At 42.0% G+C, this 14,192-nt stretch carries 5 protein-coding genes and 3 pseudogenes; 4 read left to right on the forward strand and 4 right to left on the reverse strand.

The genetic code is table 11. The annotated features are described in order from the left end of the window. Positions 1-30 precede the first annotated feature (30 nt). The 4 genes and pseudogenes from N482_RS01885 to N482_RS24665 all read left to right on the forward strand — a co-directional run. Positions 31-9,939 carry a SpvB/TcaC N-terminal domain-containing protein gene (locus N482_RS01885; RefSeq protein WP_231100769.1) on the forward strand — a complete coding sequence of 3,303 codons (9,909 nt, stop codon included), beginning with the start codon at positions 31-33 and terminating at the stop codon, positions 9,937-9,939. Then, a complete protein-coding gene (locus N482_RS01890) occupies positions 9,936-10,490 on the forward strand; it encodes a hypothetical protein (protein WP_063375474.1) in 555 nt (184 codons plus the stop codon). The genes N482_RS01885 and N482_RS01890 overlap by 4 nt, the downstream gene beginning before the upstream one ends. A gap of 157 nt (positions 10,491-10,647) precedes the next feature. Then, positions 10,648-10,869: pseudogene (locus N482_RS01895) on the forward strand (integrase core domain-containing protein); the annotation flags it as partial. Positions 10,870-10,913: 44 nt separating this feature from the next. Continuing rightward, positions 10,914-11,087: pseudogene (locus N482_RS24665) on the forward strand (transposase); the annotation flags it as partial. A gap of 195 nt (positions 11,088-11,282) precedes the next feature. Here N482_RS24665 and N482_RS01900 read toward each other — a convergent pair. The 4 genes and pseudogenes from N482_RS01900 to N482_RS01910 form a co-directional block, all read right to left on the reverse strand. Next, the gene (locus N482_RS01900; RefSeq protein WP_063375476.1) at positions 11,283-11,696 is read right to left on the reverse strand and encodes a hypothetical protein; all 414 of its coding nucleotides are present in this window, start codon (positions 11,694-11,696) and stop codon (positions 11,283-11,285) included. A gap of 230 nt (positions 11,697-11,926) precedes the next feature. Next, a pseudogene (locus N482_RS23965) lies at positions 11,927-12,088 on the reverse strand (IS3 family transposase); the annotation flags it as partial. Between the two features lie 505 nt (positions 12,089-12,593). Then, positions 12,594-12,734 (reverse strand): hypothetical protein, encoded by a 141-nt coding sequence (locus N482_RS25095; protein ID WP_196761522.1) that lies wholly within the window; start codon positions 12,732-12,734, stop codon positions 12,594-12,596. A gap of 1,052 nt (positions 12,735-13,786) precedes the next feature. Continuing rightward, positions 13,787-14,026 carry a hypothetical protein gene (locus tag N482_RS01910; protein WP_063375478.1) on the reverse strand — a complete coding sequence of 80 codons (240 nt, stop codon included), beginning with the start codon at positions 14,024-14,026 and terminating at the stop codon, positions 13,787-13,789. Positions 14,027-14,192 lie beyond the last annotated feature (166 nt).

Below are 14,192 nucleotides of genomic sequence, written 5' to 3' on the forward strand. Positions count from 1 at the left end.
ATTCACGATCTCACCCTGGGTGTAGAAGAATTGTACTTCTGCAAATTTTCCGATACTGTTGGAGGTCAAAATGATCCGCGAAATGGGTGTGGAGAGCTAAATAAAGTTCACACATGTGAGATACACTCACCTCGCCAAACGAACTTTTATTGTGATTTTGAAGACACCCAATCGGAGTCTGGGCGAGCTTTATATTCCTTATATGTTAAAAACAAACAAGGTCAAGTTAATGCTTCGATAAGGAACGTTCTGTTTCAAAGTGTCCTTGGTGTAAAGATCGACAGTTCAGGGACTCAAACGATCACCGATGGGGGGACGTTTAGATTTCCTGTGCAGGTTACAACGCCTGTTTCAGGTAAGGCATCTTACAGCGTAGATAGTCTCGAGTTGAGAATTGGCAATAAGGTAGTAAATCCTGCTTCATACACGGTATCTCCTACGTTGCCACAACGCTTTTCCAATGGTAGTGTGATTTCCTCAGCACAAGGGACTAAGCAAAGAGCCATTAATTTCAATATTGCTTGGACGCCAGAGCGAGCGGATTTTGCTGATACAATCCCGCTTACTGTTGTTGCTAAAGACAATTCAGGGAACGAAGCTTCAGCAACTAGTTGGGGATTTGAAGTTCTCTATCATGCTACACCAAGCACACCGAATGTTGCGATTTCAAACCCAGAAGAGGGAATCTACTCAGCGACAATTACAGACTTTAATCACGCCCATGCTTTAGAAGTCTTAGTTAAAATTGGTGACGAGTATATTCAGACTGTACCTAGGTGGGTCAGTGTACGAGATAAGCTTCAGTACTATTTTGATATACGGACTCAGGCGCATCATCAGAATCAAACTTTGGAAGTTAAAGTCAGAGGTGTACGTCATTCGAACTATGGTCAATGGGGGTTAGCAACTAAAGATGGCATAAAACACACAATTCAACCTATGCCAACGTCTATTACCAATACTGAAGCACAGGTAAGCGGTGACTTTACACTCAATTGGGTCAACCAAAATGATGGCAATACAACTTCTTATAAAGTGCTATCTTGGCCTGGTCTTGCGAGCGATAAGTCAAGCAGTATGGTGACTACTCATATTAGCGGCATTCGCTCACTTTCTTTTGGTATCAGGAACCTCGATATTGGGCTTCGCACTTATGAAATAGTATCGTGTGACAATGGAAATGTTCGCTGTACAGGTGGGCATCAACTAACTATTGAGCATATACCACCTAGCATCACTGATGTGTCTTTTTCGAAACCGACTCAGGCGGCGAAAAACGTTACTTCGAAAAGCACAATGACAATCAGTGGGTTTGGATTACATAGCTATCAATCGGCCGCAGAAATTAGAATTAGAAAAACAGGTGAAACACTGTTTTTAAATCCGAATGACTTAACATTAGAGAGTGGAAAGCTCACTGCAGAAGTTGACGGTAAGTTCAATGATGCGCTAAGCCAAGGCGGTGTGATTGTCACTGCAAATAATGGAGGGAAACGAAATGGACAACCTGTTTATAGCAGCATCACGGTGGATGACTCTGGTAGCTCAACTGCCGTAAATCTAGATAGACCTTATACCTATAGTAATAATGGTTATCTTTATATCGGCGGTGAAACAGGCCTTAAATCATTCTTTGTCGATATGTCCAAGCACAATAATGGATTGATTGCGACCACGCCATTTGCAAGAGATTTTGCAGTGAAGTCTAAGCCTCTGGTTGAGAGTCAGGACGGGCGAGATGCAGTTTATTTTGGTGCACAAAACGAAAACTTTTATAAAGTAGAGCATGTATTTAGCCAAAATAACATGATGCTTAAGTGGTTTTTTAAAACAGCTGGTGTGGCAGAAGCCCAAGCGCAGTTAGATCAACAAAACAACTTATACCTTGGCACGCTAGGTGGTGCGCTTTATTCAGTCAATCCAGACAATGGCGATGTGCAATGGCACTACAGCTTCCCACACAGTGGTGGTATCACGAAACAACCTCAAGTTTTTGCTCCAAAGTGTGTTGATAGTCAGGGGCAGCAAGTGAGTGCTGAGTTATGTGATTCAAGCACTTCTCAAGACCCCGACTTAGTCCCATCCATGGTCCGAATTGAAACAGGCGATGGTGAAGTGCATGACATTAGCGACCGTATGATGGGCGCAAATGCATTTAAATGGCACGAAATTGATACGCTTCTCGCTGACAACTACCAAGATGAACTTGCTAGTTGGCAACCGACAAAATGGCAACCAAGTCAAGATAATGCTGGGGTCGCCGACGTTGCCAAGGCAATCTTTGTCCTATTGCAAAAAAATCCTTCAAAAGCAGAAATTAGCTTTTTGACGTATTTGCTAGCGCATGGTCATCCTTTTAACGAATTGGTCAATGCATTAATTAATGCTAACGAAAATCTATTAACTGAACCTGACAAATATGCTGAATTTGTCGAACAATTATTTAAATACCTAGATGGTTCATCATCCCTTGCTGGCAAAACTCAAGCACAGTGGGTAAGTGAACTTGAGGCTGGTACAACCCATGCCGATGTTGCAATTGCGCTATTAAATAGCAGTCGCAGTCAATATACAGATGCCGCGTATAACATACTGTACTATTACTACGACTTCTGCTTGGTAGGAAATAATTGTAGCTATGACATGGACAGTGATAACGATGGGATCAGCGACTGGGTAGAGATCAACGCGGGCACTTTGGCATCGGATAGCTCAGATATGCTGATGGCTCCTGATTTAACATTGGTGAGTGATAAAGGCGATACGATACTTTCTGCCTCTTCTGATGTCAGAGTAGATAGCTATTATCTAGAATATCGCACAGGTACATCTCCATATCATGAGCTAGCTGTCATTGACGCGAACCAAAACGCTGAGCGTTACTTGACCACATATCGCAACCAATTTGGTGAAGGTATACACTGGTTTAGAGCTAAAGCTTGCTTAACGATTCCAGCAATCGAAGGTAAAGTCGTGCAAGTTAGAGCGTGTTCGGCTAATTTCTCGCAAGAGGTTAACTTAGATTTAGAAGACACATCAGCAGATGGACCTATCGGTGTGAATTTAGGTGTAGGTGCAGCCAGCAAGCCTTCGCTGAGCTCGTTTTTATTGGAAGATAATGCAGCGCAAGGGGCAACGCTTGGTAGCTTTAGAGTCACTGAAGGGGGCGCCGCAAGTTATAATATTCCAATTTCACTTCCGAGCGGAATTGCAGGTGTTACACCAAGTGTAAGCTTATCTTATCACTCACAAAGCCCTGAAAGTGCCTTGGCGCTTGGTTGGAGTGTCAACGCGGCAGAGAGCATTGAACGATGTCGACAAACGGTTGCTCAAGATGGTCAGTTTAGACATATTAATTTCGATGAAAATGACCGCTATTGCTTAAACGGTCAACGTTTAATTGAGATTGACGAGCAAGATCAGGATTACGACGGCCAATATATTGCTGTATATAAAACTGAAATCGATAGCCATATTAGAGTGCTGCGCAGGCAAGGCCAAGATGGTGACTACTTTGAGGTGCTAGGGAAAGATGGCTCGGTAAAAGTGTTTGGTGACACAGCGAATAGCCGTGTTGAGATCACGGATATGAGCGACACAGCTCAAATCACGACTTGGTTATTGCGCAAGGTGACCGACAATATTGGACGCGAAGACAATGCTATCACCTATACCTATAAGCACGTATTTAGCGACGCAAGGCAGTCTCAGCCTGCTTTAGAGGAGATCAACTATAGTGGTAATACTGTAAAGTTTGCACTGTCTAAAGCACTGAAATCCCGTTCGGTATCAGTGACTGAATACTCAGAAGTATTTGATGATGCGCAAATTGATGGTATCTCTATAACTAATCACAATAATGTATCACTGGGCCGTTACGACTTTGTATTTGACGAAGCGGCAAATGGCGTTAGACAGCTTAGGGAAGTTGCGCAATGTATTGAGACGCAGAGCGGCAATGAAGTTTGTAAACAGCCAATCAGGTTTGATTATAATCCGATTGAAACTCAGTTACCTTTCCAAGAATATTATGGTGATGTGTCGAGCACGGGTCATGGCATGGCGGCAATGACACTTGCTGATCTCCAAGGGGATGGCGCTACTGAAATAATCACACTTGAAAAGTTACACAATAAGAGCTCAAGGGAGTATCGACTGTGTGCGTCAACGAGTGATACGCAAGAAATCGATTGTATAGATATCACGCGGGGCATCGAACCAAACCCGGAAGACTACTTTGGTCCTGATGGCAACCTAGACATGACCGCGTATGAAACAGACTACCGTCTGGGTGAAGATGACTATGTTTCAATATTAGCAGTGGATGTTGATGGCGATGGTAAACAGGCTATTTGGGTAAACTATATTTCTAAAAAGTCTCTATCGCCAAAAGCGCACTACTGGAAGCAGTTTGAATTTGTAAATAGCCGTTTTAGTGAAGCGACAGATCTACCGCTGTATGACCCTGCTGCGCCGATGTTCGAAATTAAAATGGCGGACTTAGATGGCGATGGTCATGCCGACTTAGTGTATAAAACTCATGAAGATGATAAAAACCTTCACGCCAGCTTCTGGGATCACAACTTACAAAGCTTCACAAAGGGCTTTGAACTTGATACCGAATTAGCGAGTAAATGGGGACGTTTCACCCAAAAAGGCACTGACTGGCAGTTGCTAGACATGAACTTTGATGGCTTGGCTGATATTGTCGCATTAATGTGCCCAACCTTTGGTGATTGTGAAGAGGCCCACGCTAACAGGATCATGGTACATTACAACCAAGGCGTTGCGAGTGCTGCAAATGGCGAGAGAACTTTAGCACGGTTTGAAAGCAGTAATATTACAAATCAAGGTCAGACGCTCAACGCGCAGTACATTCAATTTTTAACTCCTGCTGATATTAACAGTGACGGATTAATTGACATTATTTACATGCGTAAACATGCAAGCCTAGATGAAATAAGTTGGCATGTGTTGCTCAATCGCAGTGGACGTAAATCCTACTTTGATGAAGTTGGCAAGTTTTCAACTGAGCAAAGCGACAGTGATTCAGTATCGGACAAAATTCCACCTATGATCTCTGATGTCGATCGCGACGGGCGGGCGGAGTTATATTTCTGGAATGAAAAGTCCCGTATATGGCGTAAATATGAGTGGCAACCTGATGGACTTCATTTTAGTGATCAAGGCTCAAATGCACTGACTGTCAACTATTTTAGTATAGACCGAGGAGACAACGCCTTTTTAGCTGATGTTGAAGGTGACGCCAAATTGAATTTGGTTCACAAGTCTAAAGGTGCCGTAAGGGTGTATTTCAATTCGATTAACAAAGCCCATGAAGGCGCGCTTTCGACCATATATCAAGGTGGTAATGACAAAGGGCAAAATAAAACCCAAATTGAATATCGTTTACTAAATGATACCAGTGCAAGCGGTTTGTTCTCGCAAGTTTATCTTGAGGCGCAGGCGCCGACAGACCAAGATACTAATTTATTTGCTAATCAAAACTTAAAGGTGTCTGAGTTGATGGGGGCAATGCCGCTTGTTAGTAAGGTGACATCTGATAGCCCGGCATTGGCAAGTGAACTCAACGCAACAACCAGCATAGAGTACCAGTACCAAGGCGCTAAAGCGCAGTTTGGTGGACGAGGCATGCTGGGTTTTCAAGCGGTTTCAACAGCCCATGAGAAGGGTGGCAAAACCTTTAAAACAACGACCCGTTACCATCAAGCATTCCCACTTACAGGCATGCCACACTCAACTCATCAATGGATGGACAATACGCTAGTAAGTGCCGCGATTAATGAGTATGACATTGATTCCAATGAAGTTGGCGTCGAGAAGGTATACCAAAAAGAAGTAAGAGAATGCCAAGGGCTGTTTAATTCTGCTCTAGAGGCAAAAGATTACAACTGTACACAAACGATCATAGATCAGGATAAATATGGCAATGTGGATACCCTGTCAGTATCCAACTATACGCTTACTGGTACTACATCATTTATTGACGGTACGAGTAATGCTTCGCCCCTTAAAGTGGTAAAAACGGTGAACGAATACCCGAGCGACCCGATTGCAAAACGTTTAGGGCGCCTTGCATCAGCAAGTGTTACACATACGCTAAGCAATACAGAGTATTCAACATCGAAAAGTGAGTTTACCTATTACCCTTCAGGTAGTGACTTTGCCTACATGTTAAAAGATGAGATTGTTGGTGCAGACCTTGGTTGCGATCTAAAGCTAACTAAATCATATCAATACGACGTATGGGGGAATATCACTCAAACGGATGCTAAGACCACAGATTGTGAAAGCGGTAATGAGCTAATTCGCAGCACAGAAACCGTCTATGACAATGGCCGATATGTCGACTACACAAAACAACTGGCAGATGGCGGTAACAAAGTCATTGAAGGTGCGAAAGTGGAATCTCGTAACCGATTTGGTCAACCTCTAACCCTGCGCAGTATTGACGGTGTCTTATCTGGTTTAATTTACGACTCATTTGGCCAGAAAATAGGAAGCTATTCGGCAACTGGTGCGCATAGTTATTCGTATACTCAAGCGTGTACTGATTCTTCACAGACATATTGTGCTTATCAGTCAGTGTCAGTTGTCAATGGCGAAAAAATCAAATACGAATTTTTTGACAGATTGGGTAGGTTATACAAAACCCGCACTCGTACAGTGAGTGAGATTGATAAAGAAAATGCTTGGATAGAGGCACTAACTTTTTACGATAAATATGGCCGAGTTGTTGAGGTTAATGAGCCCGGTAAATTGGGCCGAATAACGACCAGCTATGATGTGTTTGATCGAGTAACGAGTATCGAAGATACAACTTCTGGTTTAACGACGACCCACGAATATGAGAGCTTGAAGCACACAGCAACCGTATCTGGAGAGAGCAAGTCAGGGTTAGATGCGAGTCAAACCACCATTACCTACACAAATGGGTTGGGTCAAACAGTATCCGTTGAAGACAATATAGGAAATACACTTACCTATGTGTATAACCCGACTGGCTTGCAAACCGAGGTATATTCTTCAGCAGAGTCTGATGCTGGTACGCCTCTTATTAAAACGCACTATGATGCGCTAGGTAGAAAGGAGCTTGTCGAGGACGTAGATCGAGGAGATTGGGGCTATAAATACAATGGCTTTGGTGACTTGATTTCTCAAACCGATGCTCGTGGTGTTACAACTCAATTGAGATACGACAGCTTTGGTCGAAAAGTCGAGTCATGGACTGAGGGTAGCTCAGGCGAACACCTTAAAATTGAAGGAAAGAGCGCTTGGCACTACGGAACGTCATCAAACGATCTGCATCGCTTGATTTCTGTACAACAAGGTGCTGACTGGAAGGAGTTTTATTACTACGATATCTTGGGCCGCAATGTGGCTACATTGACCTCGGTCGAGTCTGATCTTGTGTGTGAAGATAATGTCACTTTTGACCCTAAAGTGGGTGATTTGAGGCTAACATCGGATAGCCCGGCGTCAATGCACGATCCGCTCACAAGTCAGTGTGTTATCAGGCAAACCAGCTTTGACGAATACGGTCGTGTAGCATACCAGTTTGACGACTATAGACGTAAAGAGAACGGTGACTACATTGAAGCCCGAGGCACATTGCAGCGCTACCGTGCTGGTCACGTTTACCAAGTATTGGAAGCGCGTAATATTGCTAACAAGCAGTCTTATTTCTTAGTCGATGCGGTCAATGCAATGGGCCAAGTGACTAAGTACTACAAGGGCACTCAGCAAATGGTGGTCGGTTATGATCACAATGGTATGGTGTCGTCTATAAAGACTGAAGGAAATGCACATATTCAAAATGATGTGTATTCATTTGATGCGCTGGGCAACCTATTAAGCCGCTCACAAAATCTAATGCAAACACGCAATTATGCATATGATAGCCTCAATCGAATAACCCATGTAAACAACGTTAGGCTATTTGATTATGAAGCAGATGGCGCATTAAAGACGAAAAGCGATTACTACTTTGTAAAGCAGCACCAATGCGATAGCTTAATCGAGGATTTACTGGTTGTTAATCATCAGTGGACAAATGAATTCGGTGAAGAGGGGACTCCAAGACATGCCCTGAGCTCTCGCTCTGCGAGTACTTACAACAACGTTGCAAACGAGTGCGTTACTTCCACTTTGCCGACGCCATCAGCTGAGCGGTTTGAGTACGACGCCAATGGCAACGAAATTGCGATGTATAAAAATGGAGCGTCGTCAGCGTATAGAAGTATCGTATATTCAGGACGTAATAAAGCAGTTACGCTTACTGGCAACGGTGAAACTGTACACTTTGCGTATGATGTTAATAACAACAGATATAAACGCACTGACGGCACACAAACCATTTATTATGTGGGGGCGTTAGAGCTTACTGTAACCGATACTGACAATGAGCAAGCTCATATCAAACGTTATATCGGCAATGATGCGCTACAAAAATACTATGGCACAGATACCAGCTACACTAACTGGTTGTTCACGGATCATCAGGGCTCTATTATTGTTGTCACAGACAATAATTTAAATCTGATCGAACGTTTTGAGTATGATGTATGGGGTAAGAAGTCGGTTGCCAAAAAAGAGGAAATAGACAACTGGCAAAATACCTATTTAAATCAAGACCCCAGTGGTTTATTTACATCCTTGCCAAGAAACCTGCGCGGGTATACCGGTCATGAATCAGTATCTCTGTCTGATGATAACCGTATCATTCATATGAATGGACGGATATACGACTCAAGTACAGGGCGATTTATGCAGGCTGATCCTTTTGTGCAAGCGCCGGCTAACCTGCAAAACTACAACCCGTACACATATGTACTGAATAACCCATTGAGCTACACGGATCCGAGCGGTTACTTCTTTAAGAAGCTACTGAAAGGTGCTATGAAGATGACAGGAACATGGAAGCTTCTTCAGACAATTAGTCAAATTCCTTGGTTAAATGCAGCAATATCAATCGGGCTAAACTTCATCCCTGGTTGTCAAGCGTGGTGCTCAGCAGTTTATAGCGCGGCTACAACATTCGCCGTAACAGGTAGCTTAAATAAAGGGTTACTTGCCGGTTTCACTGCCGCAGCGATGCCAGATGGTGAGGGTATTGGAGCAATCGCAGCCAGCGCCGCAATTGGTGGTGTTTCGTCGAAGCTTATGGGTGGTAATTTTGGACATGGCTTCTTTTCAGCTGGTTTAGGAGCCGCCGCAGGTGGAATTGGCAAAGGTATTCAAAACCCTATTGGGAAAGTTGTGGTTGGTGCTATTGTTGGAGGGACTGTATCGAAAGTGACTGGTGGCAAGTTTGCTAATGGTGCTTTTAGTAGTGCATTCTCGGCTGCATTGACAGCAGATTGGAGTGGAAACTCTGATACTGTATCCAAGGTGAATCAAGTGGGTTCAGAGTCAGGTGGTGAGGGCAACGCGGCTTCTATACCTGAAGAAATTAAAGTTGAAGAATCTGGTTTTAAAACACTGGATGAAGCAGCGATTGCTGCGGGGGCGAAGTATGGAGAGATGGGTGTTAAAAACAAGCAAGAGCTACAATTGGCACTTGTTCGCTTAGGAAAGGAAAACTATGGGTATGTAACTCCAGGTTGGGGACCTCAAGGTGCTGCTATTATAAACCCTGGCGCACTTTTTGATGCGTATGTAAATGCCGGTTTTGATATAGCTGCTTGGATGCATGGTCATTGGGATGGGCAGTTAAACTTTTCATCAAATGATTTCGGATTGGTATGGGAGAAGAGTTACCCAACGTATATGGTAAATAGTAATTTAGAAGTAAGAAAATTAACGCACCGGCATTTGAAGAGAGCCTACCGAAAATTGCCTCACAACTATAAAACGCTCAAATTGAAAGGGCTTGTTAATTATTATGGTCATGAAGGTTTACCCGGGGATAAGTTATGAATAAAGGTTTATTTTCAATAGCATTTTGTTTTATGGCTCTGCTTTGTACGAGCCAAGAAACTGACGCAGCCGATTCAAAGGAAAACAAGTTTGCAAGCTTGAAAGAGCACTTCTCACTTACGGGAAAATGTACTTCCATTTGGGAGGAAGAAATAAGAAAGTGGAAGCTCATTAACGGTGACAGTTATCATTCAATCAATTCGTTAAGAAATGCCATTACAGATGATAATGTTTCACTATTTTCGTCAGTTGTCCGTAAAGCTTGGAGCTATCAAAAGGAAAATGGAAGTACAGAGACTGAGCAAAACATTGGAAGGTGGCCCATCTCAAGTCAAGAGTATAGAGTTGCAACACCACTCGCTTTTGTCGCAGCGCCTGATTCAATACCTGACGACTGCATGGCAGCGGTTTGGCTTGAGCCATCTATTTTGAATCTGTTCAGTACTTCGGAGCGAGAGGGAAAGCAAATGAATGGTGCAGACGTATCGGAACCACGTTCTAGTAAATGGGCCATATATTGGATCTTTGTAAATCTGGAAAGTGAAAGATAAGTTTAGGACAGGCCTGCTCCTGCTCCTAAACTGATTTTAGATTGGATAATCCTACAATCATCTATAAGCCCCAGCACTTGCTGGGGCTTTTTCATTTGTGGTCTCACCGAATACTTGGGATTAGGGCAAAGATGTGCCTGTCCTTATTACTCGTCATGAATTCATTCACTGGGCTAAACAACATGGAATTCGAATTGAATATATTCAGCCAGGAAACCCACAACAAAACGCTTACATCGAACGACATAACAAAACAATTCGATATAGTTGGTTGAGCAAAAACTTATTTGATACGTTGGAAGAAGTTCAAGAACATGCTACAAGTTGGCTGTGGTTTTATAATCATAAAAGACCACACAAAGCTAATGGAGGAAAATAGCCATTGGCTGTAGCTTAACTCTCTATTTTTGATGACCATTAAAAATGGGAGGATTACCCTATCACTGTATCTCTAGATGCGTAAGGCGAGCGTATTTATGCGGAGAAGATAAAGTATCGGGCAAGTCTTATGAGCATCGAAGAGGGTGGGTTGAAGATAAGTTATTGCAACTGGCCAAGGTGTTTTGTATTGATGTGTGTGCGTATGCAGTGATGAGTACAAGTTTCAGCAACGCAAGTTTCAAATGGAGTGTCCATCAACGCACGTTTCTGTCAAAAAGAGACATAAAGAGCATTACACTGCAAAAAATTAAAGCGTTATTTGATCATGAATTGTAGTTATTTACAAATTATGATCCCGCCCTGCTCACAAACGCCTTTAGAGTTCTACTTGAATACTGATTGTAAACCTTACTACCGAAACAGGTCTTTAAATTGGTCCCAAACTCCCAGTGATTCATCAGGGAAAAAATCAATACCTAACCAAGACTTAAACAAATAGAGAATAACAAATACAATACCAAGCAAAATAAACCCAATAATTAGCAGGGTGGTTAAAAATGCAATGGCTGCAGTAACGCGCTCTGCTGAGCTCAAACTACGTTTGTTCACCCCGCCGAGGAAAACAAAATAAAAGCTCCAAGGTAAAAATGGCAAAGCTAATGTCGGCCTAAAGTCTATTTTATGATTATTCCAGTCTCGGGTATTGATGACTTTTTGCAGTGCTTTTCTTTGTTTGTAACTAAAGCTTGCGGCGATTTCTGGGTCCATTTTGCTAAGCAGCTGCTTAACGTGGGCATGCCGTTGGTCAGGTTTATTTTCTGTCATTAAGCCTCCTTAGCCTTTGAGTCCATATTTCATGAACAGCGCTATATGTTAGCAGTTTACAATCTGCCCAAATGGTAGAAAGTACATTCTTTCAAAAACATGCCTGCTTTAATGGGCATACAATTTGCCGATGATGCTCTAAGTTTAGCTGGACATATAGGACTATCAATAAATGATCTGAACCAGTAAAACTGGACACTTCATTAAGCGATGTTTAATTGTTCAAATCTTTATGGGCTTAAGTAGCCCACGGCACTACGCCTTCTCTTCTTGTTATAATCAATTTCGATGTACTCAAATATGTGCTGACGCATAGTTTCACGATTCATAATTGTTTCATATTGAATAGCTTCAACTTTCATTGATAGGAAGAAGCTTTCAACGCAGGCGTTGATGCTCCTATGTCAAGGTCAACTTAATTTTGAAAGATCAGATCACCCATTGCAACGTGAGGGAAAGTGCATAGTAATGGTTAAGGTAGTCACAACATTGCTAGCTTTAAAGGCGGTTTATTTACCTGTGTCGAAGTCAAATAGGCTACAAGAAAGTTGGGCACACTTTTTACCCAAAAAAGATCTTTGATGCTGTATTCCATATAACAAAAAGAGGTTATGTGAATCAGGCGGTTAGAATTTAGAAAGCAGCTGGTTAGTACAAGAGTGCAGGAGGAGGTACAGTGTTAATCTACTGTGCTTTTCTACTTTGTAGGTGCTAAGGTAGCGCGAATTTCTTATGGAGTAACAAGCTTGGAATATATGAGTAATCAAAAAAGAATTTGGCAAGACATCCATTAAATTAATACTGGATGCCTCTTCATCTTTTACTTCGACCAAACAGCAGACAATCTTAGTTTCCAATCTCGTTTGGAATTGCTAAGAGAGCAGTCTTACGCTTAAGCTAGCTTTCTTTGCTTTCTTTTTCTTTCAACTTTCTGTCTTGATCGAAATGCCATTTGACAGCGAAATAACCAGCAACGCCTAACGCAATAACCTTAACTGCCATAAAAATATAAGGGAAAAAATCTGACCAATGATCCATCGCATATCTCCATGCTATTACATATCAAAAACTTGAATGAAGAGCGATGCTACAAAACTACAATGTTTGTCACCTCAAGTGCTGGAAAATTCAAAAATTTGTTTTGATTTTTCTGTTCCAAAGCTGAGGCTTGATTCAGATCATAGAAGACCGCTCACTCGTCGCGATAATATATTCAGCTGGAATAAGTTTGTCAATCTCTAATTAGAACGTATAGAACATTTAGAAAATAGTGAAAGATTGTGTTTAACACTCACTTTTTCTTTTTTGGTTGATGGGTAGAGCGAGCACTAATTGAAGCGTAACTGTCGTTTTAATCGCTCATACGTTTTAAATTCCTCCCTTTAATATTTGAACATTATCAGTCCAAGCTAGATGCTTCTGTCATTTTAATTGATTACCTGTGTAGTAGGGATATGCGCAATAAACTCACAGGTATGCGGTACGGTAGTGTGCCATTAGTGCCAGATATATTTCAGCCCTAGAAATGTGCAAAGAGTTATCACTCTATTAGTATAGGTGCTTTAATTCGTCAGGAGCCTGTGTCGAGATGTTAGCAACGCGCTCAGCTTTAGCGTCAATACCTACAAAGGTCGTTACGTCATTACCGGGAGCACATAACGTGGTTGTAACCGGGCCCGTAGTTTGATTTTCTTGGGTGAAGTTAACCCTTTTGATGCACGATGCTGTGGGTGTTTAGTACGGCTAAATTCATAGAGCTAGCCATCATCGAGAATTTGACACCATACTCGCTTGTGTATGCGGGAACTGCGCTATTTCAAAGCCTGTGTTATTTACATTTTTAGTTGTTTGGAGACTTGTTCGTACGTAATTACTGACCTGTAGGGAAGAGCGACGATACACGTTTAATGTGGATGTCGGTTTCTCTTTATTCAAATAATAAAAGTGTACGTTACTTGAAGGGATTAAAACTGTTGCAGTTGGTTCTTGAGCGTTTACATACATCCAGCTAGAGAACTGTTGAATTGAACCGTTGATCGAAGCTCTTTCCTAGTGAATGTTAGACAGAGTTACTGAGCCACTCATGTTTTCTATGGTACATGAATCTTGATAGTACAAAATAACGCATCGGCCGCGTTACTCTGATATTGATAGTCTAGTAATAAGTCAAATGAGAATGCATTCCGGCCCATAATCGGCATGGACACTGGATGTGTTGAACCGTCTGTAGTTGCAGCTAATTTAAATGTAATATCTTGCCCTGCACTTGCATCCAAGCCGAGTGTTAAAGTTGTTAGTGCGAGGCCAAAGAAGGCTATTTTTGAAGTCATTGTTTGTCCTTAATAATTGTTTTTGTGCGTGTCCTTATTAGGTCTAACCCTGATAAAAAGTATTACTAATTACCGAGAAAGTTAGATATTAATCAACGCTACTATATTTATCTATTTTGGAAACATAAGGTTAAGTATTAATCATGTTTCTTTAAAGTTAAATGAG

The sequence above is a fragment of the Pseudoalteromonas luteoviolacea NCIMB 1942 genome (assembly GCF_001625595.1).
Taxonomy (GTDB): domain Bacteria; phylum Pseudomonadota; class Gammaproteobacteria; order Enterobacterales; family Alteromonadaceae; genus Pseudoalteromonas; species Pseudoalteromonas luteoviolacea_A.

Excerpts from the sequence above, each read along its gene's own strand:
- N482_RS01890 (WP_063375474.1), top strand. The coding sequence starts at position 9,936 with ATGAATAAAGGTTTATTTTCAATAGCATTTTGTTTTATGGCTCTGCTT.
- N482_RS01900 (WP_063375476.1), bottom strand. The coding sequence starts at position 11,696 with ATGACAGAAAATAAACCTGACCAACGGCATGCCCACGTTAAGCAGCTG.
- N482_RS25095 (WP_196761522.1), bottom strand. The coding sequence starts at position 12,734 with ATGGATCATTGGTCAGATTTTTTCCCTTATATTTTTATGGCAGTTAAG.
- N482_RS01910 (WP_063375478.1), bottom strand. The coding sequence starts at position 14,026 with ATGACTTCAAAAATAGCCTTCTTTGGCCTCGCACTAACAACTTTAACA.